This is a genomic window from Microbulbifer maximicatervae (SeqCode), assembly GCF_052467825.1.
The window spans coordinates 2,400,179-2,425,922 of the sequence record NZ_CP174327.1 but is presented as its reverse complement, the minus strand read 5'-3'; the positions used below and the strand labels follow the sequence as shown (position 1 = coordinate 2,425,922).

The window sequence follows — 25,744 nt, the reverse complement described above, 5'->3', positions numbered from 1 at the left end:
GGTTAATCGCCCTCGTAGCGGCCCCAGCTAATCGTGTGCCAGAGCGTGAGCTTCTGCGTGTTGTTTTTCGTAATAGGCGGGTCAATTTCCACTTGAAAGGTCATCTTACCCACACAGAATCGACTGCTGCGAATGGTAAAGTTCGCTTCATCCAAATCGAACACGGCGCCACCGCTCAATTTAAAGCTGCCATTCACATAGCTGTTGGTAAATACATTCGCCGGCGTTGCAGAATCACTGGAGTACCCAGACTGGTAGGGGTCGCTATCAATCTCCCCTATACCCGACGCGTACACTTTCAGGTGATTATTGCCACTGCTGCCGGTGAAAAAAGAAATCTTGGCGGTATAGAGGCTCCAGTCGTAGTTCGAATCACATTTAGCAATGCGCGCGGTATAGTTGTAGCCATTGCTGGAACCCACAAAATCCCCTTCCGGCTTGTACAGCCGCAGCTCGTAGGTCACCACCAGGATCTCATCGGCTAATACGGAAATCGTCGTGGGGTTGCCATTGCTGTCTTTAACCAGCGCGCGCGAAAACAAATTGCCGCTGTTATCCGGGGAGATACCCAGCTCCGAGATATTACCGACCACCGCGCCCTCATCGAACTGATAGGTGTAGCGCTTCCACTCGTAGCGATTGCCTGGGGTGGTGGAGCGGCCATCGCTCGACCCGGTGTAAATGGCCGATGCGATAAATCCGGCGAGCTGGGTATCCCCCTCAGCCGGAGTTGCGGTGCCGCTGCCCACTTGGCAGTAGCGGATAAACTCTAAGGTGCTGGTCGCCAGTTTATTGAGACCGTTATCCGTAATCAGATTCTTATGCCAGTCGGCAGCAATCACGCGCTCGCCATTGCGGCAAATTTTCTCTACGCGAAAGCGTCCGCCGAAACCGACGGGAATGTCTATGGTCATGGAGTTACTCCAGTAGGGCCGCAAAACCCGCGTAAGCGGGAGCGAAAGTTTCCGGGGATTCGGTATAAAAAATGCCGGCGGTGCGCAGCTGGGCACTAAAACCGCTGTAGGCCGGGGCCATAGCTTCCTGCTGCACGCCCGCGTCTTTCTTAATAGTGCGCAGCTGAGCCGAGAAACCGCTGTAGGCCGGGGCCATAACTTCCAACTGATCGCCCGCAGTTTTTAATATCGTGCGTAGGTTGGCAGCAAAGCCTCTATAGGCGGGGCTCAGCCGTTCGATCTCTGCGGCCATGGATGCCGCGTCCATGGCCTGATAGCCAGGGCTCAAAGCCTCCTGCGATTCCAGCGCGTAGGGTTTGCTGGTGAGCGCCAATCCCTCGGCCCGCTCCACCTCAAACGCAAACTGTGGAATGGCACCACCGCTGCTGGTGAGGTTTTCGTTGTCGATCACCATGTAACAGGTACCGCGATAGGCGTGTACCTCACTGACCCCAAAAGCGGCCTGCATCACGGCACTGGGCTGCTGGTCAAAGCCGCCGAGGAAAAACTCGGCCAAGCGCAAAAAGGCGTTGTTATTGATAATTTGGATGGGGTCGCGGTTATCGCGGTCGTAAACCAATTCATTGTTGCGCCAGACGCGGGAAATACCGGTAATTGGTCCCTCGCAAATTCTAATCGCGTAAGTGCGGTAGACCTCTTCGTTTTCGACTTCCGTCGAGCCGCCGCCTTTACCGGATTTTTGTTTTTCTTTTTTCTTAACAATCTTGGGCGCGGTGGTGGCAATAATATTGCCGATGACCGGCAGCACCTTGCCAAAAATAATCGGGCGCGGTACGCCGGCTTTGGAGGTCTGCACTTTGATATCGTCAAAGGTGCGGCCTTCAATCGTGGTGGTACCAAAAATTAAGTTACCCATGGGGAATACACCTCCACCAATAGGCGGCGCCAGCGTTTATCTAAAATATGCTCGCGGCAATCTTGATCCGCGTGGGCATGGATTAGGGTAAATCCACCGTGGGGATAATCCCCTAAAAAACCTACGTGACTCGGGTCGGTTTTTTGCGGCGATTTAAATACCGCAATATCCCCCGGTTGCCATAGGGGTTCCGCCACCGGGTTGCCGAAACGCCGTTGCATTTTGTGCCGCAGACCATCTTTCCAGGGCTCGCGGCCGTAGTGCTTTTCATCTTCGATATCGACCCCGGCAGCGCGCAAGCTGAGCACGATCATGCCCACACAATCTACCGCCCAGTCTGTGCGGCCCCGGTGACGCCAGCGCACACCTTTAGCCACCAGGCCCCGCGCGTAAGCCAGTGTCGCTTGTCTTTGTGGGTTCATATCACACCGATTGGATATTGGTTCCGGGCCAGGTACTGCCGCCGCCGGCACTGCCGGAAACATTAGCGCCGGGCGTGTCTGAGGCTTGGCCGATAGGGATTAGATTCTCGCCTTTAAAATCCAGCCAATTGCCGTGGTATTTACAGGTAGAAAATTGTCCGTCGCAGTCTTCGCGAATTTCCAACTCATCACCGGGTTGCACGGCAAACGGCAGGGGTTCGATCTGGGTGATCTGGCCGGTGGCGGTATCCACGGCCTCGATCTGATAGAGGCGCGAGGAGACGTTATCACCGGATTTCCAGCGCACTCGCCAGCGGTTAGCCGTCGTAGACAGTGAGGCAATATCATCTACCAGATAGGTGACTTTGGGTTCGTCGCTATTAACGGCGGTGACCGTAGCCGATTGCCACAGCGCATCCGCATTCACACCGCACCCGGTTTGCGAATTGGCATCGGTGCCGAATATGGCCCGGCAGGTGACGGAATCCACATGGCCGACAGACTGGCGCAACCGCATCATGTAACTCAGCAGTTCAGGAATAAAAACCGTATTGCGAACCGTCTTTACTTCGCCGATATCGCCGCCGTCCAGCTCGATAGCGCCCATGGATAGATCGCGGTAATTAACCTCATACATCACCCACTCTGCATTATCCAGCTCGCCGCGCTCGGCCATCTCGACAGTGATGCCCGGCACGTCGGTGGAGTACAGGGAGTAGCCCTCGGCGTTGTCCACATCAAACGACGTATCGCTGGCAATCACACTGGGGTCGAAGCCGTTCTGGGCGTAATAGGTAATTCCGTTGTATTCGACATTGCGGTCTAACGTGGTTGCACCAAATTCGCGGCCATCGGCAAGAATGATTTTTAATAGGTTGCAGGTGGTGGTGACGCCGCTGTTTAAATGCGCTTGCAGTGCGCCGGGAATAACTCTCACAAGCGAATCTCCAGCAGCTCAACACTCCCACTACAAACTGGTTGGCCCCTATGGCGATTTTCAATACTGAAACTGACATCATCCTCAAAGCGCACCGGTACATCGAACTCACCCACCCAGGTAATCTCTGCACCATTGGCCGCATTGAGTTCCACTTGGCCGGTGGTGTAATCAATCGCAGCAGCCACCTCTTGGCCATCGACAAAAATTTTTACCGTGCCAGTGACCGGTTTAACAATTTCACGCTGATAAGACAGCGAGCCAAACAAATAGCTCTTTACCAGCTGGTAAGTTTCGGTACTGCCGCTGCCGTAACCGATCACCTCACCGTCTGCAAAAAAATCACTGGCGTCTTTAAAGCGAAATCCTACCAGGGCACCGGCACAGGCGTGGTGTGCGGCGATCACTATCTGGTGGTCTTCATAATCCAGATTTTTGAAGATCACCGAATACTGGCCCAGCGGGCGCTCCCACTCCGCATTGCGGCGCTCTACCCCATTGCGTAATTCACGAATATCCGTTTTGTAACGGTGGCCATACTCGGAGCCATAGGCCACGCGCTCCAGCAATCGACTTTCATTAAACATTAAGAGCCAAGCCTCCTGCGGCTAATACGGTGCTGGCGCTCGGTCTCGCGTACAAGCTGCGAGGCCGAGCGATTATCAACTCTGCCGTCAACCTTAATATTCTGTGTGATACGGGTATCCCCACCAGAGCTTCCACCACGACCACCGCCGTGCATATCCGCTTGAATCATGGCCAGGGTGCGATCCAGTTTTGCACTGGTTTCTGAGGTGGTGACACGCTCGCCTTTTTCCAGCAGCCAGGTGCCAGTTTCAGGTACCGCATCAAGGCCGTCATGAGCCATGCCGGTAAGCTTTGCCGCAGCCAGGCCACCGGTGACATACACGGCACCGGCCGCTGCTGCACCCAGTACCGGGCCCACATAGGGAATAGAGGCCATCGCGTTGTATGCACCCATGGCCGCATCATTGGTATTGGCAATAATGCTGGTTAGTGCGTTGCGTTTTTTCTCATCCAGCAGGGTACTGCCGATGGCCAGCGCCGCGCGCATATAGGCCGCCTCTTCGCCCTCCATACCGGAGTAATATTCCGAGGCCACCGACATCAACAAGTTGTAGCCCTCCAGCTGCTGCTGTCGGCGCAGATCTTCATTAGCTTGGGTAATTTCGGTGAGCTTTTCTTCATACTGCTGGCGAATGGCCAGCTCCTCCTCATCCCAGGTGGCATTGAGGTCGGCGCGCTCACTGCGGAATTGCTCCAGCATATCGAGCTGAGTGGAATACCAGTCTTCCAACTCGGTGCGCGCGGATTCGATATCGGAGCCACTATCGAGGCCGCCGAGTGCTGGCGAATCTTCTGTGGCGGCGTCGGCGATACGGCCGAGCGTCTGTTGGCGCTGTTCATCGGTAATATCTTTTACCGCTTCGAGAATATCCAGGCGCTCGCGCAGTAAATCCAGATTGCGCTCTTCATCAGTTTGCAGGTCTGAAACCAGTGAATTAAAAGCCTGCTGCGCGCGCAGCATTCGCTCGCGTTGTTCCGCCTCTTTTTCCAGTTCGCCTTCGATATCCCCCAACACACCCGAGAAGGTTTCCCAGGGATCGCCGATGGCTGCCTGTAGTTTTAATTCTTTCTCTGCTTCTGCGAGCGCGCTGTGGAAATCGTCGCCGAGCAACGGCCCTTCAATGGTGATCTCTGTTTGGGTTTTAGCATTGGTTTTCGTGGGTGTGCTAGTCCCAAAGAAATCATCCCGCTGCTTTTGCAACGCGGCCAGCTTTTCCCGCAAGTCATCAACAGAAGTACCCTGATGAATATATTCCCCGGTAGCCAGGCGAATACCCGTGAGCAGTTTGCCATCACCGATCACGCCGCTATCAATCGTTGCGCTCAGCTGTTTAAGCGAGCGCTCCAGCTTCATGACTTCCGGCTCGCCGTGCGTCATACGGGCCACGGATTTACCGACTTCCTGGGTGAACTCCACCAGCTCCACCACCGCAGAAGCCGCAGCAGATCCCACTTTAATAATTGCCGTGGTTAGTGATGCGAAGGCATCTCTGGTTTTTGGGTCTGCAATTAACTCTGTGAAATCCTTGATCGCCGGCAGTGCGCCTTTTACAACTTCTTTTTCGAATCCATCAAGCGCGCCCTTGAGTTTATCCAGATCTTCGCGCACCTCACCCAACTGCTGCAAATCCAGATCCGACAGCACCGCACCCACGTCTTCGGCCTCATCCCCCAGCCGGCCAAGTTCCTTGCCGTTGTTGCGCAGCAGAGGCAGCAACAAGGTGGCATCACTGGCAATGGCCTCCATATAGAAGGTCATTTCGCTCTGGGATAAATTGGCTTTTTCCAGGCTGCTGACATAAAGCCCCAGCGCATCACGGCCCGATAAATTGCGAAACTCTTCGGCAGTGACTCCCACTTGCGGGGCGATATTTTCAAAGAAGTCCGCCATCGGCCCGGCGCCGGTCTGCAGGAAATCACCGACCTTATCCGAGGTATCCTTGAGAATATCCGCAACCTTATCCTGCTCAACGCCGTAGCGCTGCGCAGCGTAGGACATGCGCTGGAATTCCTCGGTGCTGGTGTTGGCCACCCGAGACAGATTTTCAATCTCAGCAGATTGCTCTATCACCCGCGAGGTCATTACCGCTAATGCGCCGGCAGAGGCGACAGTAACGGCAGCAAACGCTTTGCCTACGGCAGCGACATTTTTCTTAACCTGCTGTTTCCACTTTTCAGTGCCACGCTCAGCTTTATCCAGCCCCTTTTGAAATCCTCCTACTTTAGCGATCAGGTCCAGCGTTAATGTGCCCAGGTTTTTATTAGACATAGCGATCCACCGCCCCTTAGTGCCAGGTCTTCATCGCTTGTTCCAGCGAGATTTCCGGCTCCTTCTCATGAGGCATAAAGTCTGTGATTTTTGCGGGGGCGCCTTTACCGCGATGGGTATTGGCGTAGAGGGTGGCAAGTAATGCCGTGGATCTTTCAGTGCGCATTCCCGGGTGAAGGGAGCCGCGCAGCTCACGATATTTCGCCCAGCTTTGTACTTCTTGATAGCTCAGCCGCCGCTGGGCCTCTTCGATGGTGCAACCGCCAATGCCGTTTAGCACCAGCTCGTGCCAGAGTTCCTCTAGCTCGCTGAGCTTTTCGCCTTTCCCAGGTTATTGACCGCACCAATTTCCATCAGCAGCGCTTGGGTTAAATCCGCGTTGAGCGGGCCGCGATCTGGATCTGCCTCGCCGGTAATATCCTTCGCCGTAAATACCGGCTTGCCCTCGGCATCGACAACACAAGCGGCAATACGCCCGGCAATCACATCGCCCTCACCGCGCAAGGCCGCCACATCATTGACGGCGCTGTAGTATGAGAGGCGACGAATATAAACCGTCGCCTTGATCTCCTCATCGCCCTGCTTCCAGGTAATGGAACGCTTAACCGGCGCACCGGAAAAGCTGCCCTGCTGCTGCAGGGATTCAATTGATAATTCCATGGGTTACCCCTTAGGTTATATTTTTGGGCGTCCAGGCAGAACCACCGCTGCGCTGGATCGACATTTCACCACTGACCAAGGTGTTCAGCTGGAAATCAAAGGGGAAGTCAGCCACATAGCCTTCAAAGGTGAACCAAGTGCGCGTGGTGGGCAGTGACCACTCGCCGGCTGTTACGGTGGGTGCTTCAGTGCCATCACTCCAACCCACCGCCCACTTAATGCTATCCACCGTGTCATCCTGGGACAGTTCATGCAGGCGCTTATGCACCGCGTTCTGCGGGTTTATTTTGAGCCCTACCGATGCCTGCCCCGGTGTACGCAGGCCGCGCTTGAACTTCTTATCCAGGTCTTCCAGGGAAGTGTCATCCAGCTGGTCGGCGGGACTGCCGCCGGGATTAAATGAGGTAACCCCGGTGATCTTCTGCACAGTATCACCAGAACCTGCCGGGTCGATAAAATAGATATTGGTGCCCTGAGCCAATTGGGACATAGGTTTTCTCCAGTCGCTTTAGTGGAAATTAATAATCGACGCAGGGGTGCGTCATTCAGTGGAATATTGGGCGCTATAGGTCAGGCGCACTTCGCCCAAGGGGTGGTCTTGATCCAGGGCGAAATCGGTTTGTGAAAGCGCAAAGATTTCACAGGCACCGCCCAGGGTTCGATCCTGCAGGACACTCTCAACATCCTCAGTGGCCTGATCCAGCAGCTCATAAATATCTCCCCGGCTATGCACCACCACCGCTACTACAAGATCCAAGCGGCGGGTAGTGCCAGAGAACTCCTGCTCTGTTTGTTCCGTGGCAAAGCCGACAAGGATGGCCGGCAGCTTTTCTCGCTCGATGCCTTCGGTGGTTCCGACTGAGGGGAAGTTGTAGCCGGATAGGGTTTTTAGTTTGCTTAATACGGCATCGCGGATGGTGATGCGTTGGGTCATTGGGATTGCTCCAGGAATTTCGGGCATAAAAAAACCCGCGTGAGCGGGTTTGGGTGTCTATTTCCGGCGCAAAGAACGCTACAAATCAATGTACAATTTTAAAATTTAACGTCTCAAGAAGGGGCGCCGTTTACGGCGTCCCGCTTGCTTGACTTGTTAGCCACTTCTTCGATTAAGTTAAATTTTGTTTTTAATGGCACCATAATGCCTGAATTTTGGTCTACTAAATTAACTGAAACTTTCCATTCGCCCGGAAGATCATCTGATTCCCCGACATATTTAATAACTGCTTGAGTTAATAGTAGGCTGTATGGATTTGGCGGCATCTGCCAGCCAACGGCGCACGGGACGTTATCTGCATTTATTGAGAGTGAACCATCCGGCCTTTGTACTTTAATATCACAGGTAATATTCATAAGGCCCTGTTCATTAGGCTTTGGATTCGTAAAGAAAATTAAAATGGTTAACTCTTGTCCGTAGCTAACATCGTGTGCTTCGTTGAAATGCGGAACATTCTCAGAAGGGGTATTCCATTTCTGTTCCCAATCAGCATCTGGAGTAACTAGAAGCCAGCCTCCAAATCCATCAATGCTTTTCATAGAGTCAGTATTGGGTGCAGGTGACCCGTCTGCATTTCGCCAACCCACATTCTCAGAGCGTGCTGTGATTGAAACCAAAATTAAAAATAACGCTATGATATTTCTCATGACTTCCTTTGAGGCTAACGCCTTTATAACGGGCCGCGTTGCTGCAAAGCAGCGCTTTTAGCGGTCCAGCCCGAAGGGCGATCGTTGATAAGCTTGTTATATACTGATGCCAAGTTTAGATTTAAGCTCTTGCAGTTTACTAGCACTGAGCCCCCATAAATAAGCCTTTTTCGGGCTAATTGGTGCTGCATGACCGCCTACCCAGTCTGGCCCGAACCACAATAGCATTTCAGTGCCTTTTTCATTCCCACGAAATACAGCAGTCGCCTGCGGCGTGGGATAGGTATGCCATGTTGTGTGCCAACCAGAATTATTAGTTTTAACAAAGCCGATAATGTCTTCAATTGCTCTTGGATCAGTTATGACCTGAACTTGTTTCCGTTCCTGAAGCACACCCTCATAAATTTCAATTGCTTCTATATCGCTGGATTGAGGAAGCAATAAAGGATCTACTTCGTTGCATGCAATCGTGAGCAACACAAGGGTAAATATTATTAATGCTTTAAAAGATCTCATAGTCTGACTTTCATATAACGCCTTTATAAACGGCGTGCGTTTTTCAGCGCGTCCAGTTGCAGCCGTTTTCTGGCTGCAACGATGTTTAATAAACTTGTTATATCCTGGCTATTTGTAGATTTTGGGATCGACTTCATATTCTCCACCCATTTCCTTGGGCTTCAAGCTCGGGTGTTGCTCGTAGATGGGGTTCATGAAGCTAGTAAGTAGTTCACCCATCACTTTTCCTGTGGCTTGCTGGTAGTTTTTAAACTCTTGTTCAGAGCATCCATCCTTAATAAGAGCAAGATTATTATCCATTGCAGCCCCTATTTTAAGTGCAAGCAAGCTTGTTTTTTCAGCTAGTTTTCTATCCATAGGTAGTATCCGTATAATGCCTGCATCAGCGGCCGGAGCAAGCCACGCTTGCGGAGGTCCAGCCCAGCGCAGCTGGGCTATGCTGCATGCATTTGTTATGTATTTTCCCCGATTAACCTTCTGAAATAGCCTGCGACATATTCTTTGTAAATTTCGGGCGACTTTTCTTCTGCTTCGACACCAGACTTTAGGGCTAACTCGATGAACTCTCTTAGCTGCGGCAAATGATCAAGCCTTCCCAGTCTCAAACATTCCTGAATATTGAGAATCATATCCGTTTTTACTTCTGGATAGCCACCTTGGTCCCAAGCTTGCAGAATATAGCAAGCCATTTTTATCGCAGCCCCCTCATGAAGTAAATCTATGTCCAACCCTTCGCCACCAATAGATTCTGCTGTGCAATCTACATACGAAAACGGATCGAATTTCCCATCCTCTGTACCGAAATCACTAAACAGGCAGCGATAATCGGCGCACACATAATACATGTACAAGATATCTTTGATTGCCTCTTCAGCAAGGCAATACTTTTCAAATTCCTGCTCTTCCAATTCTTGATTCATTTCTCAAATGCGACCATATAACGCCTAAATATGAGGCGCATTGTTTTTAATGCGCGAAGCGCTGTTAATGCGTCCTGCGGCGTAGCCGCGAACATAATTTTATTGTTAAGTGCCCGCATTTGCACGGCAAATAATTTTGACAGCTACAAGGGCTACAACACCAACTAAAAACTGTGCTGGAGGTATAAACACTAATAACCACCCACTTTCCCTACAAAACACCTCATCAAATACAGCTATCTCGCAGCCCAATAAAGCCGATGGAACAACAATGAAATGAAAGCCCAGCATTAAAATGACCAAGCTCAATTTGGCTACTCTATTTCTAATTATGAAGAAAAAAAGAATGCCTAAGGCTATTACTCCTACATTTGTAGTCCAAAAAATGATCTCAGGTATCGAGTCGAATTCTTCCATGTCTATCCTTAGCACTTAACGACTGCAACAGGGGCGGCCGGAGCGTAGCGTAGGCTGTCCCGCGAAGGGCCAAAGGCCCGCAGCAACCTGTTTGTACTTGTTAAATGCTGCTTGCACTTACTTGCCTTATAATTTTTTGAATAAAACTACGGCCTTGTGACAAAGGCTTGTTAGTAAAATAAGTTATGACATATACCTTATTATTTATATGAAACACATTATGGTAATAATTTAACCTACTTTCACCTGATTCTCGAGCAGCCTCAGCAACTAGAAGAGTACACTTATTATCACACTTTGCCTCACCTAAGCTTTCACCGTACTCTGATAATATTTCATTACTTTCTTGGATTACTGCCTCAAGATTATCAGTGCTAGCCATGTGAATAACGATCATCTCATACGGATGGCCAGTTTTTTTATTAGGGACAAAGGCTGCGAAATCTATTGAAGAGCCTGTTTCTTCAATGTGATAGCTTGAAGGCAAAGAAATCTCAAAGAACTCACTCTTCCAAGAAGCGGAGAACGCTGTTTGTGCGAGAAACAATATTAAAAGTGGTATCAGACGCATAACGTATTTAACGCCGCCAGTTGTGGGACAAAAGGCCGAAGGCTTTTTGGCTCCGCAATCTGGCCTGGTTAAGGGTTACGGAGTTTGCCACTTGCCCGATGCCTTTTTAAGTTTAGGGTAACCAAGCTCTTTTGTCTTTGTGACGGCTGCGGACATAATCTCCGATGCCTGCTCAAGAGTTACAATAGTTACGCCAAGCTCATCTTGAGTAAATGATGAGACCTTACAGTCTGTCGTATCCTCGGCCTCACCAATTAAACCAAAGATAAGCACCGATACAGTATCTTGGAAATAGTATGTGTCTTCCTTTTCCGTGCCGAACAAATTAACGCCTACAAAAACCTTAGGAGTAATCCCTGGCATAGTAAGCTTTGGATCGGCATAGACTACTTGATAGTAGGTTGTTCCGTACTCGGGCTTCATTCCATTCATCCCTTAACGCCCATATTTGCGGCTGGTTGGAGCGCAGCAGAAAACCAGTCCGACAACATGCAATTGTTAAGGCTTTTTCTGCCATAACGGAGATAACTTAGCTCCCCAGTGGTCTACGGCAACAAGCTGTTCATTTTCATCAAAATAGAACACTATCTGATTTTGAAGCCGGATCTGTGTCTCGTAATTTTTATCCATAGACTTTGAATCTTCAAAATTGATGTCAGGTAGATCACTTTCTAATATAGCGGCTACTGATTCCTTGGTGCTGTTTTGGCTAATAAACTTCCCTAGGATGCGGACATCGGCACTCAATTTAGGTACCGCCTCTATCGTATAACTTTTATCAACAAACCAATTAATCAAGTACAAATTCAAAACAACGGATAGCACCAAGGCTGTAGCAAGAGTTCTCATTTCGTATTTCTTCCCGTCTGCATATGCCTTAACGCTTTTAGCACCAGCGCCGCAGGCGTCGGGTGCCTAAACTAGTTAAATGTTGCACATATTCGCCTATTGTGATTCCGCCTGCAATACCACCAATCAGTGGCAATGCTACAAATTGCGCATGATAAAAATCCATAGATTGAACTCTTAGGCTATTTAAGGCCAAAAGCACAACAGAGATAGCAAGACCTAAAGTTAAGACAACGTACTTAGAAACCCCTAACTTCTTAGCAAGAACCAAGCCCACCATCCCTGAAAGTAGTCCTTGAGTAAAATAGCTCTTAATATTTAGGAAGATGTCCAAATAGCGCGGTAAATCGAACAGGCCTGGCGGGCGAAAGTAAAGTGACGAACACAACATTGCACTCACCATAGTGACCACTAGTACTGTGTATTTACCGATCATATTCATATGACATTTAACGCTTAGATAACCTGCACTGCAGGCGGTAAAAAAAATGACTTGGCATTGAATTTAGGCCGAACTAAAGAGGCCCATTCCTGCAGTGTCTGGTTCATCGCCATGTTGTACATTCCCGTCGGTGCTATCTGGCAGCACCGCCCCTTCTATAAAGGAAATTTCTTTTTTCGTCTTAGACCACACCCTGCCACTCAGTTTTGTGGGCTCGTGGCACTGACCACACTCTACCACCAGATCTTGGATTTGTAATCCAGCCGGGAGTGGTTGATCTTTCATTAAACCCACGAGATTGCTACATAGATCGTGCTTTTTTTTGTTACATCCAGCATATAATCCGTAACCTCGTACCATATGCTTACCTATCGGGGGTATGTGCTGCAAAATACGCCTTAAGAACTCCTGAGGCTTTAACCGTAGTTGCTTACGTCGCTGGTCACGGTGATCAAAATAACTAAACTTCAGCCCCTTATGATCCACATTTAATATCTGCGCTGGCTTCAGCGGACCGCCTTTGATATAGCGTGAAAAATACAGCAGAACACCTCGACCATGCTCATATCGTTCCTGAATACGAACTGACCATTCTTTGCGATAGCAAGCTTTAAAGAGGATATCAAATTGGCCTATTGACCAATTGGGAGGGAGCTTGAGTAACCCGGCACGATACTGTTCTAATAAAAGCGCTTGAAATTTCCCCCTATAAAGTTTCTTAACCACTCGCACAGGTAATAAATATTCACCTGTTTCTTTCCAGTTTTCCCTTAAAGTCAAACCGCCAGCGGTCATCAAGCAGTGTATATGAGGATGTAAAGTTAACTGTCTTCCCCAAGTATGCAGAGCCATAAGCATCCCAGGGGTTACTCCCTGATAAGCCTTGCTCCCCATCAATTCAAATAGCGTTTCTTTACTTGATAAAAAGAGTATATCTGTAAGCCTTTCTTCGTTGTATTGCCATAATTGAAGATACTCATGAGGAATAGTAAAGACCACATGAAAATGCTCTGTATCAAATAATTTACGACGTTGCTGATCAACCCACTGTAGCTGTTTTCGACCTGAGCAGAGAGGACAACTTCTGTGTCTGCAAGAGTGGTACTGTTCAGTTACATGATTGTGCTTACAACGATAATAACTGCTTCCCATCGCTTTTGTACGGCACTCCTGAATCGATGAGATAGCTTTCAAATTTTTTAGTGGTTGCGCAGTTTTAGATAAATAACCACTGTACGCAGAAAATATATTTTGCAATACCCGGTTATGCATTTTCTAAAATGCCTCTTATAATTTAAAAGTGGCACCACTCCCGCGCAGCGGGTTTGTACAACATTTATATAGTGGTCATCATGACCACTATTATTTTGACTACTATTTCTGATACAAATTTACGCCAACATGCCATCTTCTTCCACTAAATCAATAGATTACGATCATTTGGCACTACCGGCCCATCTAGAAAAATGATCAACTTGACCACTATCCCCATTTTTAACCGTCCCTTTAACCCACTGATTTTAAAGCATTTATTCGTAATTATGAGCAACTCAAAAAAATAACAGTCACAATGATCATAAATCCTGTGCTGACCTACCCACTAAGGCTACCCATCCACCTGCACCCGCCAAACCACCCCATCATCCGCCAGCCGCTTGCGAACCTTATACTCCACTCCACCCAGCGTAATCACCGCATCAGAGTTGTAAGCCCCCACCTCACTCACCAGCAGACTCAGCTCAACACGCGGCACCCGCACGCGCTCCTCATCATCGAAGTCATCAATCTCCTGCTCAAAGATCACTCGACAATCAATAGGCTCAGCGCCGCTACCATCGGTATAGGTAGCGGGCTTACCCCATTTGCGGAACGCGCGCTCTGCGGCTCTTTGGTCCAGGTCCATGACTCACTTATGCCTTCACGGTGCCCGGTACGCCGGTAAACTTCACAGCAAAACTGGTAACGCCATTCCCGGCAGCCTCTGCGGCGAAGGCGGTGGAGCCGGTGATATCGCCAGTGGCTGCGGTGGCTGCATTACTATCGAATGAGCTGGAGGCGGTTACCCAGGTGAGGGTTTCGCCCTGATTGATCTCTGCGGCGGATACCTTGGGCACAGTGAATACGCCATCAATAGCAATCACACCGGACTCACCCACGGCGATATCATCCATTGCTACACCCAGCACCGCACCGACCGGTACCACCTGGCCAGAGGTGATATCCGCGCTGGTGATGTTGGTGTAATCCAGCATGCGGCCGTCTTGTACAAAATTAGTAGCCATTCTCTTTCCCTCAATTGGGTTTGTAACTGAAAGTAAAAAGGCCGCGCGATGCGGCCTCTTCAATGAACGTTGCTAGAGCTAGCGGTTAGCTGGTTTTTGGAGTCTTCACCATGCCTTTTGCATCCCAGGCTTTCGCAGCGGCATCCAGGCGGACTTTGAATTCCACCCCATCCACGCTCCAGCCATTTTGCTCTTCTAACACCGGGGCCTGCTGGCCATCCAGATAGAGCACTTCGATGGTGTCGTGCGCTACCGGGTCGGCATTGAGGTACCAGCCGTTGTGTCCGCTAAAGCGCGCATCAGAGAGCACTTCAGCAATATTGCGCACGCTGTTCGGTGTGGTGTTGTTTTTACTGGATTCGCCCACTTCGAATTCGGATTCCAGGGCGACCTTTGCGCTGCCCTCGTCGGCAATATCACAGAGCAGGAACTTGGGCCGGATATTGAGCACTGCGCTGCCATCCTTTTGCTTGCCCATCTTCACCCGTGCGGCATCGATGCTGGCGGTATTGATTAGAGCGGCGCTGGCTAGGTTGCCATGATCTGCATGGAACAGGGCTTTTCCATCTGCCATCTTGGGATTGTTGAGCAGGATGCTGAATACCAAGTCCCCTACGGTGCGCACGGCGGCGAGGCCCATCTTTTGTGGGATTCGGGTAAAGGCCCCCAGGTCGTCATTAATAATCGCCTGGCGGTTAATAGAGAAGAGTTCCCCGTATGTGGCCAGAGCGGCAGTCTCGGCCCGTTCGCCGATACTCACATATTTAAATTCTGCCCCCGGTGCCACTTGGCGCAGTGAGGGGAAGCTGCCCAGGTCTGTGCGGGTTGTTAGTTTAAAGTCACTGAGGTTGCCGACACTGGTAAAGCGCGGGAAGATTTCCTGTGCTTCTTCATAGCCTTTGAGCATGGATTTATTGGCGATATTGCCGAGTACCGTTGCGAAGTCACCCGAGCTATGGGTAAACGCTGCAGCGACCACACCCATTCTGTCGAGTCCGGACAAGCTTTGGCCGTGGGCCTGCATCAGGATGCGGGCAATCTCCATCATGGTGTAGCCGCTGAGTTCATTGCCCTCTGTGCGCTTTTCACCGAGAGCACGTACAGCAATCGCATTTTCGGCATCGGCTTTCATGCGCTTGATGCCTTCACCTTCCTGCACTACCACACTGTAGCTTTGCACGGGGGCTGGGGTTTGGCTGCCGAGGGCTGTGAGCAGTTTGTCTTTGGCTTTATCGGCGGTGCAGTCCATATCATTGAGACATTCCTGCATCACAACACTGTGTGCTTCGAAGCCTTTAAATACAGCCGTGATATCGTCTTTGCGCTTTTTCTCATCGGCTGCAAATTGCGCTTTGGCATCGGCGGTAATCTGCGCTTTCATTTCTGGAGTAACCTCGGGCGCAGCGGTTGCAGCTGGCGTGGTGGAGGTGGTTTTAGGCATGGCTTGCGCTTCCTTGGTTTGGGTTTGGGTTGGATTGCCTGCAACCGCAGACGGGAATCTAAATTCAGTGGACCCCTGCATGACCAATGCGTTAATGGCTTGAGGGGTGTTTTTAAATTGATTTAAGTGATCAGCACTGAAGCTGGCAGCCATCTCGATGGCTGCGGTGGTATCGGTAGCGAAGCCGGCCTCTACCGCTTCTGTGCCGGTATACCAAGTCTCGTCATCCATCACTTGGCTGATGTCCTCATCCGACATTCCGGTGCGGGAGGAATACAGGCTTTTCATGGTGGCTTTAACTTTGGCCAGCAGGCTCTTGGTTTTTTCCAGAGCGCGCTCGTCACCGCGAACACCGGCACTGGGGTTGTGCACCATGTAATAGGCATTCTCGGCGATATGGACCGTATCCCCGGCCAGGGCGATCACACTGCCCATACTGGCTGCGATGCCTTCAATCCAGGTTTCCACTTCGGCTTTGTGATCTTTGAGCAGGTTGTAGATGGCGGTACCGTCGAACACATCACCGCCGGGGCAATTGATATGCAGATTGATCTTGCTGACATCACCGAGCGCTTTGAGATCGCGGGCAAAGTCTTTTGCAGTCATATCCCAGTAGCCGATGTAGTCATACAAATAAATATCGGCTTCACTGGTATTGGCGGCAGCGGTCATGCTGTACCAGGATTTATTCGGCATAGCTGCCTCCTATTCAAATTCAGTTTCTTGCGCGGGTACGGCTTCGCGTTTGGTTGGGGTGGTAATGTCGTTTTGTTTGAGCTTCCGCTGCCAGGCAGCGGTTTGCTTTATCACATCGTCCGGCTTTTTGCCTCGGCGGCGGATGGTCTGCTGTGGGCTGGCCAGTACATTTTCCAGCAGGGTTTCATCGGCGCTGGCTTCATGGACCGGATTAATCCAGGGCATCACCGGGGTAATAAAATCGACATGCATCAGCGTGGATGGATCGACATCACTCGGCACTTTGAAGGCATCCGCTAGTAAACCCATCTGCACCCAGCGGCGGGTGGCCGGCTCTACAATTTCCTCACAGAATTCCAGGCTGAGGGTTTCGTAGTTTGCCCACTGCTCTACCAATTCCTGGCGCTGCGAACTATAAGTGCCGTTGTAGTTTTTACTGATGCTGCTAAAGCTGGCCATGGTGCCGGCAGCAGTCATCCGGTGCATGGTTTCTAAAAAGGGCGTTAGCAGACCACTGGGGCGATTACTTTGAATGGTGCCGACAGATTCTCCAGGGCGTAAATCGTCGTAGATGGCACCGGCGCGGATATTGAGAGTGCGGTTTCCTTCATCATCCCAAGAAGAATCATGCTCATAAGTATCAGGGCTGCCCTTTTGGATAAAGCCGACCATGGCTGAGGCAATCTTGGCGGCAACACGCTCGTTTTCTTCATAGTCTTTAATATCAGTAAGGCGATTCATTACCGCGGCAAAAATGGAAACCCCACGGGTTTGGTGCAGGCGGCGTACAAATTTCAGGTGCTCGATATTGTCGGCACTGTGAAGCCTGCGCTTCATGCGCCAGTTAAATGAGGCTCCGGGGTGTTCGTCGTACAACCAAAAGCCCGAAGGCTCACCCCAGGCGGATTTTTGAATGCCTTGCACAATGCGCTTGCTGGGGTCGTTGTAATCCACCGGCAGGAAATCCGGTTCCAGGCATTCGATGGTGTAAGGCACCGGGGTGCGGTGTTTTAAGCCGGGCACTGTGCCCTGCAAGTGCCGCATTAAAGTTTCACCATCGCGCAGCCAGGTATTGCACAAAAGCCGCTGGGCTTTGCCCCAGCTAAATTGCCGGGTACATTCCGGGCGCCGCGCCCATTCCTTGTGGGCATCATTCATTTGGCTGGCAAAACCATCGTGGATATCGCCATCCCAAGTTTTGGGTTGGAACTCCACATCGATTCCGCGCGGGCCAACAATGTTGTTCACCAGGGTAGTGAGAATGCCAAAGGCAAAATCGTGGTTTTGCTCCAGGTGCCGGGCCTGGCCGCGCAGGGTTTCCACACTGCCTTCCAGAACCAGATCACCGCTGCGGTTATCACCGGGGTTTTTGCGCAGGCGACTGGGGCGCGCGGCTTCATAGGCGGCGGCGATCTCCAGGGCACGCCGAGCTTGTACACGGCGCAAGGCAGCCTCGGGTGCAAAAAACCCGATGACAGAATCTAATTTATTCATTAGCAAAAATTCGCGTAGGCGGGCCCAGGGCGTTTGCCGGCGGCCTTTAAGGTTTCAGCAGTTGCGCGGCGCTCCCACTCCTGACGACCCGCGCGGATTTCCTGCAGGTTCTCGGCGGTAAATTGGCGGCCGTTAATGACCGTGGTTTTTCCGGCGAGCACGTCTATCTCGGCCTCGATATAGAGGTCGACCATCTCTTGTGCAGTTTTCGACATTTAACTATCCAGTAGAGAGCCGGCTGGCTGCGCGGGCTGCCTTGGTTTTTTAACGATGGGCTGTTCTGTAGTTTGTTGAGGTTCGCTAAACAGCGTGCGCTGGCCCAGGCGCGATTCGATGGTGGACCATTTTTTCTCGTTATATTTGTGCATGCCCATGGCGTGGGCGGCGTGCAGGGCGTAGACCTCGGTATCGGTGCCTTCATTGGGCCGGCCTGGGCGTGGCTGCCAGGTTTCCCGGCCTTTATTTTTCTTGCTGGGGGCTTTCACTTCGGCAGTGACCTGCTCCCAGTAGTCCTGCCGCACATGTTTGCAGCTGTGCATATAGGCACTGGTGCCGAGCAGCCGCTTGGCCATCAGGTCTTTGGCTTTGTGGGTGCCAACCATATATACCTTTACCCCAAAGCGGTCTGCCTTGGTGCGGCGCTTGGGGTTGTTAAAATCCACCTGCCGGGGCTGGTTGAATATTTCCCTGGTGCCGAAGTCGTTGCTGTCACCTTTAATCGCCATCACCAGCACGCCACGATATTTTTTATCGCGGGTTCGCACCCAGTGATACACCGCGTTACTGGTGCCGCCATCGGAGGAGTCGATACTTACCGCCGCTGCGCGAATTTCGCCGAAGCGCTCGTGCTCAAAACTTTGGAACACCAGCTTATCCAGAGCTGACCAGCAATCATCTTTTTTATCGGCGGTATCGCCATCGATCTCGCCCCAGTACATCTGCCAACTTTCTTCATTGCGGCCAAAGGCGCGAATGGTGATTGCGAGTCGGTCGTGCTGTACGTCGATGCCGACCGTTACCAGCAGGCCACCGGCAGGGCACACTAATTCCGGGTAATCCTCGGCGGCCTCTTGCAGCTTTTCATGGTCCAGCAGGCGGCTGGCGGCGTACTGGTAGGGCCTGCCCAGTTTGTTGTTCTGAAAAACAATGCGGGCGGATTCATCTCCGCTTTTCGCTTCGTGTTCGGCTTCAAGAAAATCCCGCACCACATCGGCGAGGCCGGTGCCGGGGATACACACATAAAGCTCCGATAGCTCCATAAAGGTTTCTATCGGTTCAATTTCGTCATCAGAATAATCCTCGCCGCATTGAGTTTTTACCCAGCCGGCAAAGTCATCGCCATTTTCCAGAGCGGTTTTGCAGGTCTGCAAAATATTGGCCTGACGGCGGTAGTCATCCCATTCGCTACCACAGTGCGGGCAGCCATACACTGCGCTTTCTGGCTGGTGTAGGCCGAATACCGGGTGCGGTGTGCCGCCCTCCTTTTCCAGCCAGCTGACGTTTTCCCAGTCCAATACATGGGACTCACCGCAGTCGTGACAGGTAATCGGTAACACTCGCATGGTGCCGAGCTTGGTGTAGTGCTCTACCTGGGAGAGATCCGCAACCGCCGGGGTGCCACCGATAATTAATTTCTTATTGCGCATGCGCTTGAGACGTTCGCGCAGGTGGCGAATGGAATCGCCCTGATCGCCGACGTCTTTGTTGGTATCGTCAGGCTCCTCTACATAGCCCCGGCGGGCTGATGTGGATTTCACATTGGAAATGGAGTTGGAGCCAATGGTGCGTACTTCACCACCGGGAAATTTCTTTCGCGTTGAGCGGCTGCCGCCTTTGCGGCTGGTGGTGACATCGATCACCTTACTCACTGCCGGCGACCCTTCAATAATCGGCACCAGCTTTTCATCCATAAACAGCCGGCCTTTTTCATCCTTGGGAAACAGCATCAGGATGCGGGCGGGCTCAGTAGCGGCAACCTTGCAGATATCGGTAGCCAGCAGAACCGTCCAGCCGATCTGCGCAGCCTTTTGCATCACCACCATCCATGACACCGGATTATCCAGCGCGTGCATCACACCCCAGAAATAAGGCACATAATCGTTGCGGTAATAACCGGCGTTATCGCTATCCTCAGACGGCAGTTTGATATTTTGCGGCAACCACTCAATCAGCGGGACTTTAGGCTGCGGTATCCAGGTTTCCCGCACCTCCTTCACTAGGCGCGAGAGATTCGATCTCGTAACTACCAATAGCTCTGAGGGCAGCGTCAATACTAGGCTGTAAGGGTTCTCGATCGACGGTAATGGCATGCTGACTTTCGATAGCAATAAGGATGCTTTCTACCGCTCCTAAAAATTCATTCTTACCAATGGTGGACCACTCCACCATCACCTTACGTACAGACTCAACATCAACTATTAATTGATCCTCTCGGTATAATTCGCGTCTAATTTTCTCCGCGCTCATCCTAGCCTTATCTGCATCAGCCAAATCTTTTTGATTGCGAGCTTCATTAGCCTGACGGCCAGCAGCTTCAGTACGCAGCCGCTCACAATAAACTTGTAGCCACACGCTGTAAGTAGAGCCTTGCGGCAACACCCCAGCCTGCACATGCTTAGCAATTGCCGGTTGAGAAGTTCCCACCAGCCGAGCGAACCCCGACTGAGTGGCCTGATCATTAAGTGATGGGTTGTCAGCCAAGGTATAACCCCCTAGGAAATTTCAGATAGCTGTTAAAAACACGCGCCCGAATTGCTCGTGTTTTGGGTCGCCCAGGAGGACCCGTTCATCAACGCTTTGAAGTCTTGATTGCATGATCCATAGCCTTATCAAGCTCTATCGGCAGGTGCCGCCGAGCAATACCCTGTGCAATCCCAACAAAAGGAAAGCGCTGGCGGTAGTTCGGCCTGCCTTTAAGGAAAATAAGAATGGGTTTAGCGGTTGGGTTACGCTTACCACCAGCCCGTTTCCACACCCCATACCACTGCTTGTTGCGCTTCCCGTTAACTTTTCCGACAAAATATTTAGACTTGGTGCCCTGCGCACCATCAGCTCCACTCTTTTTAGCGCCGGAGTTAGCACGCAGTTCTGCCAAAATCCTTTTGTAGATCCCAACCGAAATGTTGCCATGCTTATTTAACTTGGCCTCCTTCCCATGCACTACATACATCCCCCTAGGTAAGAGGCCCGCATGCCGAAGCGCACGCTCAAAGCGTTTGTCAGCCCGGTTCTCATTAATCACCGAGGGTGCCAGATACTCACTAGGCGCTGTGCCATTGGGGGCCTGATCACGGATGAAGATCTTCGCCACACCCGAGCGCTTAGTGGCTTTCTTCACCAGTACCGAGTTCAGTGTCAGCTTCGCCGGATTGACAAAGATGCGCCCAATGGCTGCGCGCTCTTCTCCACGTATACGAAACGCCACATTATTCAGAGCAACCGAACTGGCATAGGGCAACTGCTTTTTTAATTCAGCAGCTGCCTTATCAAACTTTGAAGTATCCAGCTTTACACTAACGTCCATCGTCTTAGCCCTGCTGCCTTTCTTGCAGCTTTAGTCGCTTGTGGTTGTAATACCAATTAACCATTAAACCCGCCGCAGCTATCAGCACTCCAGCAAGGCCTAACCAGTTATCCGCGAGCCAACCGGCGAGAGTTCCAGCACCAATGGCAGTCATATAGCTGGCCTTATCTGCTAATTCTCTTAGGGTGTCGTGAAGTGTCATGACTGCTTCCAGGCCTTCATCGCTTTTTCAGCGCTGCGCCCCACGACATAACCACCGAGGCCGATTTTTACTATCTCCAGCAGTGCCAGAGTTTGGTCCTCGCTTAAGTTTGGAGCTGTCCATCCCAGCCAGTGAAATACAATCAGCCCGACGAATGTGAGCATTGTTACTGGCCGCCAATTTCTCTGTAGCCATGACTCCCCCGAGGCTTCTGCCGTGATTACCTGGGTAGCTGCTTTTAGCTCTTCCAGGTCCATTGAAATCAGCTGCGAATCAACCCGAGCCTTTAACCGATTAGCTTCTGCTTTATCTGGGAAAGCCTTGTCTATGACCTTACCGAGAAGATTGGATATGGCTGAAATCATGGAAGCTCCAAAATAAAGGGCCGCCCGGTGCCGGTGGCAGGGGGAAGAAGCACCGAGTGGCTAAAAGGGTCAGGGGGGATATTAATTTCCGATTTATCAGGCTTCTCACGCATATATCGGCTGTTCTGATTGTGGGTAGTCACCGCAGATATATTTCAGCCCAGGCTAGTGATCAAATTGCCAACTAACCCCAACCAATCAACTGAGGCTTGCACTTGAACTACCCCATCACCGTTTATACCAACTTTTCTGTACGTTCACCTCACACCGATGCCCTTCTAACAGGCAAAAAAAACCGGCCTGAATGGGCCGGTTAAGGGGGAATAAAATTTCTTTGCTCGTACTGACTGCTCCCTGTAAAGACAACAATCTCAAAGTAGCGTATTTATACTCTTAAAACGCAAAAGCACCAAATGGAAGAAGATATCTTACGCAAGAAGTGAATTCCCTTGGAAAATCTCTACACCCTTAGTCTTTATGCACTTTTATATGATGAAGCGTCACAGTTCCCGTCTCATCTGCACAGGCAGGGAAAGTGGTCAAGGTTACCGTCTTGTTTTCGGAGTGCGCGTATATAATTGAGTCCAGGTATTCCTTACCCATTGGCCTAGACATACTGAATGAAATGTAATCACCATTCCAGCCATGGCATGCAGGTGGGTTCTGAACGCCTCCCTCAGGGTAGATCCGAACAAGATTCTTAGTATCAATTAGTACGAACGAATCTATTTTTGCTACAGTCTCAGAATCAGCAGCAAAAGAAACTTGAGAGATAAGAGCGAGTAAACAAACACCAATATATTTCAACATGTATTATTCCTTTTTATAGTTTCAAACATAAATCGAAGAAGCCTTATAAATGGTTAAAGCACGTTCGTCAAATCTTCGAAAAGATAAAATTTATATTTAATTTTATTTGAATAAAATGATAAAACGGCAAATGTAGATGGCGGAATCTTAGTTATTATTCTTTTCATCTATAACCTTGCCGGATCGATTTGATATGGCCCAAGTCATTAGTAATTCCAGATTGTGGGGCGGGTACGCTCGCCGGGTATTGATTCCAAGTCATCCAAGTGAAGGAAACGTCTACCAATTGCTCCCTTTTGCTTAACCCCTATGCCGGTGAAACCCTCTTCAAGCGCAATTCGGATTAGTCGGTGTGCCCTACCTAGTGCAACTTGAACATCAACAGCCTGTCCGGTGGCATGGGTCATAGTGGCCTTTAGCTGGGCGTTATGAGCTGGGCAGCGGTAGCCAGAGTTAATAACCATTGGCCTGCCAAAGCTTTCTCTGACTCTAATCAGGCGTTGGAGCGTTTCATCTTTAAATTGATTCTTGCCACAACAACGACAGGCCAACTCAGACTCTGTGAAATAGTCGTTATGAAACATAAAACCTCAAGGTTTAAGCAAAAAAAAAAGCGCCCCAAAAGAGCGCCATTAAGAACATTAACAAGTATGAAAAATGAGTGATTCAAAACGAAAAAACCCGGCTGGGGGAGCCGGGTTTCTGTTGCAAGCGGAAAAACCGCAAGCTAGAAAAAAAGTACCATCCTGGGTCAAAGTCTGTCAACCCACCTTCAGCAACTTTTCTTTGTAACCCTCGACAACCTCAGACACAGGCCCCAGAGCACGAGCAGGGAGCGGATCTAAACGCCTTTGTAATTTCCGCCAAATATTCTTCCACTCCTGATCCCACGTGGATTTTTGACAACCAACAATAACCCGCGCCTGCTTCACATCTACCTTGCGCCCATTAACATCCCGCAACGCACACGCACTAATACAAAATAACGCCAACTGGCTAACCTTCTCGCGCGGGTGCGGCTCCTCCCACTTATCGAACTCAGACATCAAAAACTGCAACAGCGCCGCCCGCTCTTTAAATCTTTTTGCCGGAGGAGCATAGGCAGCCATGCCCCAGCAATAAGCCAACGGATCACTATCCCGCAACTTAGCAACAACGTTTTGAATTATTCCCCTCTCGCAGGCATCCATCACCCGGCTACCGCTTCCCTTCCCCACAACCGTCTCAGTACCACTCACTCGTGGCGCATCTATCCGACAAATTACTTGATCTGCTTTGCCCTCAACCTCACCCCGAATAACCACCTTCCGGCCCCGGCGCGTGCTTAGGGTGGCCGTACTCCTACCGCCCATGGCCTCGTAATCAAACGCCGCTGCCGACCCATCGAACGCATCATGCCAAGCCTGTCTCGCAGTATCGAATCTCATATCACTCCCCCCAAGACATCAAACGGTAACCTCAACCGGAACAATTACGCAGCCTGCTGAAAACTATCGAAATGCTCCTGGAAAACCTTTCTCGCCACATGCAAATTATCCCGGTGGAAAGTCCCCAAATAATCCTCATGCACCTGCCGAATTTTATTTTGAGTCACCACCGTATGGGCAAACACCAAATCCACTTGGCGAGGGTTATCCGTGCGAAATACCGCTAAGGGTCTACTCGCAACGGTAGTCATAATTCGCTCTTTGGCTTCTGTCAGAGTCACAACGGTCATGGCATCGCTCCTTGAAAATCCGTGTTTACCAGCCAGTGTCTGTCAGCATTTCACCGATTGGCCGGTCCCGTGTTCGCTGCTGGGACGCTATTCGCTGCGGTGGAATAAACTTTTCGCGCCTCACCCAGTTGCGCCACACCGCCAACCAATCACGCCGTACTCCCTGCTTGCCCGACTGAGATTTCCAGTAATCACCAAAGCTAGCCGCAATATCGTAGATCTGATGCATCACCTCTGGCCGCGTCTTGGCCGCCTCATCGTAAAATTCTTGGGTTAACTGCCAATCATCGGGTAGGCGGGTACCACGCTTCGATGGCGGGGCGGGTTCCTGACGGACAGCAAGGGCACCACCCTGACCGCTCTCTCTCTGGTTATTTTCTAGAGTGGTTACTTTCTTAGTATCTTTACTTTCTTGTGTCGGCAAATCCGGATACGGTAAACCCGTATCTGGTAAATCCGTATCCGGTAAATCCGTATCCGGTAAATCCGTATCCGGTAAATCCGTATCCGGTAAATCCGTATCCGGGTTTTCAGGACGTGGATCAGCATTTCGCGGCATATCCGAGATTTCATAGTCCATACCGACTATTTTTCCCCGCTCACCACGCCGAGTAATTCGCTGGCAATAACCAGCATCAATCAACTCACCTAACAGCTTGTAGATCTTGTCCCTGCCCTCCTGAGCCTCTTTGGCCAGTGCCGAAGGTGAAACCTCCCAATGATCCGGCTTCGACAGCAAGTGCAGCAGCAAGCCGCCAGCAGCGAATGAAATACGGCGATCACACACAACGGAATTTGAAACCACCAAGTAATTTGAAGACGGTCGAGCGCTTCGACGAATCATTGCTTCCCTCCAGCTGTATCACACGGATCACAGGGAGAAATATTCAACCGCTTGCAATCAGCCAAATAATCATCAACAGCCTCAACGAATGCCACATTTAGCGATTTGATATTCTCTGCCTGATAGCTGATAAGGTCCTCAACATACAAAACTTTCCCGTACAAAAAACCTTCATCGGGATCAGTTTCGACAGAACCCCTATACCCCTTATAAAACAATAAGTTGCTCATATTCTTATACCTATCCTTGAGAAAAACACCGGACAGCCCCGGCCGCCTCACCACTACCCAGGTGACGGGTTTCTCGGT

Annotated in this window: 36 protein-coding genes; all 36 read right to left on the bottom strand. The window is 50.7% G+C overall.

From position 1 onward, the window contains the following. Positions 1–2: 2 nt before the first annotated feature. Positions 3–914: a hypothetical protein gene (locus ACJJII_RS10735; RefSeq protein ID WP_444919126.1), complete on the bottom strand. Its 912-nt coding sequence runs from the start codon at positions 912–914 to the stop codon at positions 3–5. 4 nt (positions 915–918) lie between these two features. Then, positions 919–1,830 (bottom strand): hypothetical protein, encoded by a 912-nt coding sequence (locus ACJJII_RS10730; protein WP_444919125.1) that lies wholly within the window; start codon positions 1,828–1,830, stop codon positions 919–921. Then, entirely contained in the window at positions 1,818–2,252 is a 435-nt protein-coding gene (locus tag ACJJII_RS10725; RefSeq protein ID WP_444919124.1) for an NlpC/P60 family protein, read from the bottom strand. Before ACJJII_RS10725 ends, ACJJII_RS10730 begins: the two co-directional genes overlap by 13 nt. A gap of 1 nt (position 2,253) precedes the next feature. After that, complete coding sequence (locus tag ACJJII_RS10720; protein ID WP_444919123.1) at positions 2,254–3,189, bottom strand: phage/gene transfer agent baseplate hub protein; 936 nt, start codon at positions 3,187–3,189, stop codon at positions 2,254–2,256. Further along, positions 3,186–3,776 (bottom strand): DUF2460 domain-containing protein, encoded by a 591-nt coding sequence (locus tag ACJJII_RS10715; RefSeq protein WP_444919122.1) that lies wholly within the window; start codon positions 3,774–3,776, stop codon positions 3,186–3,188. The genes ACJJII_RS10720 and ACJJII_RS10715 overlap by 4 nt, the downstream gene beginning before the upstream one ends. Then, a complete protein-coding gene (locus tag ACJJII_RS10710) occupies positions 3,776–6,046 on the bottom strand; it encodes a phage tail tape measure protein (protein ID WP_444919121.1) in 2,271 nt (756 codons plus the stop codon). The genes ACJJII_RS10715 and ACJJII_RS10710 overlap by 1 nt, the downstream gene beginning before the upstream one ends. A gap of 16 nt (positions 6,047–6,062) precedes the next feature. Continuing rightward, the gene (locus ACJJII_RS10705) at positions 6,063–6,326 is read right to left on the bottom strand and encodes a phage tail assembly protein T (RefSeq protein ID WP_444919120.1); all 264 of its coding nucleotides are present in this window, start codon (positions 6,324–6,326) and stop codon (positions 6,063–6,065) included. 20 nt (positions 6,327–6,346) lie between these two features. Then, positions 6,347–6,706 carry a phage tail assembly chaperone family protein, TAC gene (locus ACJJII_RS10700; RefSeq protein WP_444919119.1) on the bottom strand — a complete coding sequence of 120 codons (360 nt, stop codon included), beginning with the start codon at positions 6,704–6,706 and terminating at the stop codon, positions 6,347–6,349. Between the two features lie 10 nt (positions 6,707–6,716). After that, positions 6,717–7,196, bottom strand: a complete 480-nt coding sequence (locus ACJJII_RS10695) for a phage tail tube protein (RefSeq protein WP_444919118.1) — start codon at positions 7,194–7,196, stop codon at positions 6,717–6,719. A gap of 51 nt (positions 7,197–7,247) precedes the next feature. Beyond that, on the bottom strand, positions 7,248–7,640 hold the full coding sequence (locus ACJJII_RS10690; RefSeq protein ID WP_444919117.1) for a hypothetical protein: 393 nt from the start codon (positions 7,638–7,640) through the stop codon (positions 7,248–7,250). A 113-nt stretch (positions 7,641–7,753) separates the two neighbouring features. Continuing rightward, complete coding sequence (locus ACJJII_RS10685) at positions 7,754–8,347, bottom strand: hypothetical protein (protein WP_444919116.1); 594 nt, start codon at positions 8,345–8,347, stop codon at positions 7,754–7,756. A gap of 96 nt (positions 8,348–8,443) precedes the next feature. Then, positions 8,444–8,863: a hypothetical protein gene (locus ACJJII_RS10680; RefSeq protein ID WP_444919115.1), complete on the bottom strand. Its 420-nt coding sequence runs from the start codon at positions 8,861–8,863 to the stop codon at positions 8,444–8,446. Between the two features lie 108 nt (positions 8,864–8,971). Further along, positions 8,972–9,220, bottom strand: a complete 249-nt coding sequence (locus ACJJII_RS10675) for a hypothetical protein (RefSeq protein ID WP_444916852.1) — start codon at positions 9,218–9,220, stop codon at positions 8,972–8,974. Between the two features lie 95 nt (positions 9,221–9,315). Beyond that, positions 9,316–9,783, bottom strand: a complete 468-nt coding sequence (locus tag ACJJII_RS10670) for a hypothetical protein (protein ID WP_444919114.1) — start codon at positions 9,781–9,783, stop codon at positions 9,316–9,318. 105 nt (positions 9,784–9,888) lie between these two features. After that, on the bottom strand, positions 9,889–10,200 hold the full coding sequence (locus ACJJII_RS10665) for a hypothetical protein (RefSeq protein ID WP_444919113.1): 312 nt from the start codon (positions 10,198–10,200) through the stop codon (positions 9,889–9,891). A 100-nt stretch (positions 10,201–10,300) separates the two neighbouring features. Continuing rightward, positions 10,301–10,771, bottom strand: coding sequence for a hypothetical protein (locus tag ACJJII_RS10660; protein WP_444919112.1), 471 nt, complete (start codon positions 10,769–10,771; stop codon positions 10,301–10,303). A 75-nt stretch (positions 10,772–10,846) separates the two neighbouring features. Beyond that, complete coding sequence (locus ACJJII_RS10655) at positions 10,847–11,203, bottom strand: hypothetical protein (protein WP_444919111.1); 357 nt, start codon at positions 11,201–11,203, stop codon at positions 10,847–10,849. Positions 11,204–11,269: 66 nt separating this feature from the next. Continuing rightward, positions 11,270–11,620, bottom strand: coding sequence for a hypothetical protein (locus tag ACJJII_RS10650; RefSeq protein WP_444919110.1), 351 nt, complete (start codon positions 11,618–11,620; stop codon positions 11,270–11,272). A 37-nt stretch (positions 11,621–11,657) separates the two neighbouring features. Further along, positions 11,658–12,062 carry a hypothetical protein gene (locus ACJJII_RS10645; protein ID WP_413662304.1) on the bottom strand — a complete coding sequence of 135 codons (405 nt, stop codon included), beginning with the start codon at positions 12,060–12,062 and terminating at the stop codon, positions 11,658–11,660. Between the two features lie 63 nt (positions 12,063–12,125). After that, complete coding sequence (locus ACJJII_RS10640) at positions 12,126–13,334, bottom strand: IS91 family transposase (protein ID WP_444919109.1); 1,209 nt, start codon at positions 13,332–13,334, stop codon at positions 12,126–12,128. A gap of 334 nt (positions 13,335–13,668) precedes the next feature. After that, complete coding sequence (locus ACJJII_RS10635; protein WP_444919108.1) at positions 13,669–13,965, bottom strand: head-tail joining protein; 297 nt, start codon at positions 13,963–13,965, stop codon at positions 13,669–13,671. A 7-nt stretch (positions 13,966–13,972) separates the two neighbouring features. Beyond that, positions 13,973–14,344 (bottom strand): capsid cement protein, encoded by a 372-nt coding sequence (locus tag ACJJII_RS10630; RefSeq protein ID WP_444919107.1) that lies wholly within the window; start codon positions 14,342–14,344, stop codon positions 13,973–13,975. A gap of 85 nt (positions 14,345–14,429) precedes the next feature. Beyond that, entirely contained in the window at positions 14,430–16,481 is a 2,052-nt protein-coding gene (locus tag ACJJII_RS10625) for a ClpP-like prohead protease/major capsid protein fusion protein (protein WP_444919106.1), read from the bottom strand. 9 nt (positions 16,482–16,490) lie between these two features. After that, positions 16,491–17,975, bottom strand: a complete 1,485-nt coding sequence (locus ACJJII_RS10620) for a phage portal protein (protein ID WP_444919105.1) — start codon at positions 17,973–17,975, stop codon at positions 16,491–16,493. Further along, positions 17,975–18,190, bottom strand: a complete 216-nt coding sequence (locus ACJJII_RS10615; protein ID WP_444900499.1) for a DUF6148 family protein — start codon at positions 18,188–18,190, stop codon at positions 17,975–17,977. Before ACJJII_RS10615 ends, ACJJII_RS10620 begins: the two co-directional genes overlap by 1 nt. Beyond that, entirely contained in the window at positions 18,191–20,182 is a 1,992-nt protein-coding gene (locus ACJJII_RS10610) for a terminase gpA endonuclease subunit (protein WP_444919104.1), read from the bottom strand. It abuts the gene before it with no gap. Continuing rightward, positions 20,154–20,675: a hypothetical protein gene (locus ACJJII_RS10605; protein ID WP_444919103.1), complete on the bottom strand. Its 522-nt coding sequence runs from the start codon at positions 20,673–20,675 to the stop codon at positions 20,154–20,156. Before ACJJII_RS10605 ends, ACJJII_RS10610 begins: the two co-directional genes overlap by 29 nt. A gap of 88 nt (positions 20,676–20,763) precedes the next feature. After that, positions 20,764–21,498 carry a hypothetical protein gene (locus ACJJII_RS10600; protein WP_444919102.1) on the bottom strand — a complete coding sequence of 245 codons (735 nt, stop codon included), beginning with the start codon at positions 21,496–21,498 and terminating at the stop codon, positions 20,764–20,766. 4 nt (positions 21,499–21,502) lie between these two features. Continuing rightward, positions 21,503–21,700: a holin gene (locus tag ACJJII_RS10595; protein ID WP_444919101.1), complete on the bottom strand. Its 198-nt coding sequence runs from the start codon at positions 21,698–21,700 to the stop codon at positions 21,503–21,505. Continuing rightward, positions 21,697–22,065, bottom strand: coding sequence for a 3TM-type holin (locus tag ACJJII_RS10590; RefSeq protein WP_444919100.1), 369 nt, complete (start codon positions 22,063–22,065; stop codon positions 21,697–21,699). Before ACJJII_RS10590 ends, ACJJII_RS10595 begins: the two co-directional genes overlap by 4 nt. A 468-nt stretch (positions 22,066–22,533) precedes the next feature. Then, positions 22,534–22,875 carry a hypothetical protein gene (locus tag ACJJII_RS10585; protein ID WP_444919099.1) on the bottom strand — a complete coding sequence of 114 codons (342 nt, stop codon included), beginning with the start codon at positions 22,873–22,875 and terminating at the stop codon, positions 22,534–22,536. A gap of 206 nt (positions 22,876–23,081) precedes the next feature. Then, positions 23,082–23,459, bottom strand: coding sequence for a D-Ala-D-Ala carboxypeptidase family metallohydrolase (locus ACJJII_RS10580; protein ID WP_444919098.1), 378 nt, complete (start codon positions 23,457–23,459; stop codon positions 23,082–23,084). Positions 23,460–23,636: 177 nt separating this feature from the next. Continuing rightward, positions 23,637–24,302, bottom strand: coding sequence for a hypothetical protein (locus tag ACJJII_RS10575; protein WP_444919097.1), 666 nt, complete (start codon positions 24,300–24,302; stop codon positions 23,637–23,639). A gap of 44 nt (positions 24,303–24,346) precedes the next feature. Beyond that, positions 24,347–24,592 carry a hypothetical protein gene (locus ACJJII_RS10570; protein ID WP_444919096.1) on the bottom strand — a complete coding sequence of 82 codons (246 nt, stop codon included), beginning with the start codon at positions 24,590–24,592 and terminating at the stop codon, positions 24,347–24,349. A 25-nt stretch (positions 24,593–24,617) separates the two neighbouring features. Continuing rightward, positions 24,618–25,436: a hypothetical protein gene (locus tag ACJJII_RS10565; RefSeq protein WP_444919095.1), complete on the bottom strand. Its 819-nt coding sequence runs from the start codon at positions 25,434–25,436 to the stop codon at positions 24,618–24,620. Further along, on the bottom strand, positions 25,433–25,666 hold the full coding sequence (locus ACJJII_RS10560; protein ID WP_444919094.1) for a hypothetical protein: 234 nt from the start codon (positions 25,664–25,666) through the stop codon (positions 25,433–25,435). The genes ACJJII_RS10565 and ACJJII_RS10560 overlap by 4 nt, the downstream gene beginning before the upstream one ends. Between the last annotated feature and the right edge of the window lie 78 nt (positions 25,667–25,744).

Coding starts and splice junctions, on each gene's coding strand:
- ACJJII_RS10595 (WP_444919101.1), bottom strand. CDS start 21,700: ATGACACTTCACGACACCCTAAGAGAATTAGCAGATAAGGCCAGCTAT.
- ACJJII_RS10615 (WP_444900499.1), bottom strand. CDS start 18,190: ATGTCGAAAACTGCACAAGAGATGGTCGACCTCTATATCGAGGCCGAG.
- ACJJII_RS10620 (WP_444919105.1), bottom strand. CDS start 17,975: ATGAATAAATTAGATTCTGTCATCGGGTTTTTTGCACCCGAGGCTGCC.
- ACJJII_RS10695 (WP_444919118.1), bottom strand. CDS start 7,196: ATGTCCCAATTGGCTCAGGGCACCAATATCTATTTTATCGACCCGGCA.
- ACJJII_RS10655 (WP_444919111.1), bottom strand. CDS start 11,203: ATGAATGGAATGAAGCCCGAGTACGGAACAACCTACTATCAAGTAGTC.
- ACJJII_RS10570 (WP_444919096.1), bottom strand. CDS start 24,592: ATGACCGTTGTGACTCTGACAGAAGCCAAAGAGCGAATTATGACTACC.
- ACJJII_RS10700 (WP_444919119.1), bottom strand. CDS start 6,706: ATGGAATTATCAATTGAATCCCTGCAGCAGCAGGGCAGCTTTTCCGGT.
- ACJJII_RS10660 (WP_444919112.1), bottom strand. CDS start 10,771: ATGCGTCTGATACCACTTTTAATATTGTTTCTCGCACAAACAGCGTTC.
- ACJJII_RS10575 (WP_444919097.1), bottom strand. CDS start 24,302: ATGAGATTCGATACTGCGAGACAGGCTTGGCATGATGCGTTCGATGGG.
- ACJJII_RS10670 (WP_444919114.1), bottom strand. CDS start 9,783: ATGAATCAAGAATTGGAAGAGCAGGAATTTGAAAAGTATTGCCTTGCT.
- ACJJII_RS10730 (WP_444919125.1), bottom strand. CDS start 1,830: ATGGGTAACTTAATTTTTGGTACCACCACGATTGAAGGCCGCACCTTT.
- ACJJII_RS10725 (WP_444919124.1), bottom strand. CDS start 2,252: ATGAACCCACAAAGACAAGCGACACTGGCTTACGCGCGGGGCCTGGTG.
- ACJJII_RS10690 (WP_444919117.1), bottom strand. CDS start 7,640: ATGACCCAACGCATCACCATCCGCGATGCCGTATTAAGCAAACTAAAA.
- ACJJII_RS10715 (WP_444919122.1), bottom strand. CDS start 3,776: ATGTTTAATGAAAGTCGATTGCTGGAGCGCGTGGCCTATGGCTCCGAG.
- ACJJII_RS10645 (WP_413662304.1), bottom strand. CDS start 12,062: ATGAATATGATCGGTAAATACACAGTACTAGTGGTCACTATGGTGAGT.
- ACJJII_RS10630 (WP_444919107.1), bottom strand. CDS start 14,344: ATGGCTACTAATTTTGTACAAGACGGCCGCATGCTGGATTACACCAAC.
- ACJJII_RS10640 (WP_444919109.1), bottom strand. CDS start 13,334: ATGCATAACCGGGTATTGCAAAATATATTTTCTGCGTACAGTGGTTAT.
- ACJJII_RS10635 (WP_444919108.1), bottom strand. CDS start 13,965: ATGGACCTGGACCAAAGAGCCGCAGAGCGCGCGTTCCGCAAATGGGGT.
- ACJJII_RS10600 (WP_444919102.1), bottom strand. CDS start 21,498: ATGGACGTTAGTGTAAAGCTGGATACTTCAAAGTTTGATAAGGCAGCT.
- ACJJII_RS10585 (WP_444919099.1), bottom strand. CDS start 22,875: ATGTTGAAATATATTGGTGTTTGTTTACTCGCTCTTATCTCTCAAGTT.
- ACJJII_RS10710 (WP_444919121.1), bottom strand. CDS start 6,046: ATGTCTAATAAAAACCTGGGCACATTAACGCTGGACCTGATCGCTAAA.
- ACJJII_RS10675 (WP_444916852.1), bottom strand. CDS start 9,220: ATGGATAGAAAACTAGCTGAAAAAACAAGCTTGCTTGCACTTAAAATA.
- ACJJII_RS10560 (WP_444919094.1), bottom strand. CDS start 25,666: ATGAGCAACTTATTGTTTTATAAGGGGTATAGGGGTTCTGTCGAAACT.
- ACJJII_RS10565 (WP_444919095.1), bottom strand. CDS start 25,436: ATGATTCGTCGAAGCGCTCGACCGTCTTCAAATTACTTGGTGGTTTCA.
- ACJJII_RS10735 (WP_444919126.1), bottom strand. CDS start 914: ATGACCATAGACATTCCCGTCGGTTTCGGCGGACGCTTTCGCGTAGAG.
- ACJJII_RS10680 (WP_444919115.1), bottom strand. CDS start 8,863: ATGAGATCTTTTAAAGCATTAATAATATTTACCCTTGTGTTGCTCACG.
- ACJJII_RS10590 (WP_444919100.1), bottom strand. CDS start 22,065: ATGATTTCAGCCATATCCAATCTTCTCGGTAAGGTCATAGACAAGGCT.
- ACJJII_RS10665 (WP_444919113.1), bottom strand. CDS start 10,200: ATGGAAGAATTCGACTCGATACCTGAGATCATTTTTTGGACTACAAAT.
- ACJJII_RS10650 (WP_444919110.1), bottom strand. CDS start 11,620: ATGAGAACTCTTGCTACAGCCTTGGTGCTATCCGTTGTTTTGAATTTG.
- ACJJII_RS10685 (WP_444919116.1), bottom strand. CDS start 8,347: ATGAGAAATATCATAGCGTTATTTTTAATTTTGGTTTCAATCACAGCA.
- ACJJII_RS10580 (WP_444919098.1), bottom strand. CDS start 23,459: ATGTTTCATAACGACTATTTCACAGAGTCTGAGTTGGCCTGTCGTTGT.
- ACJJII_RS10625 (WP_444919106.1), bottom strand. CDS start 16,481: ATGCCGAATAAATCCTGGTACAGCATGACCGCTGCCGCCAATACCAGT.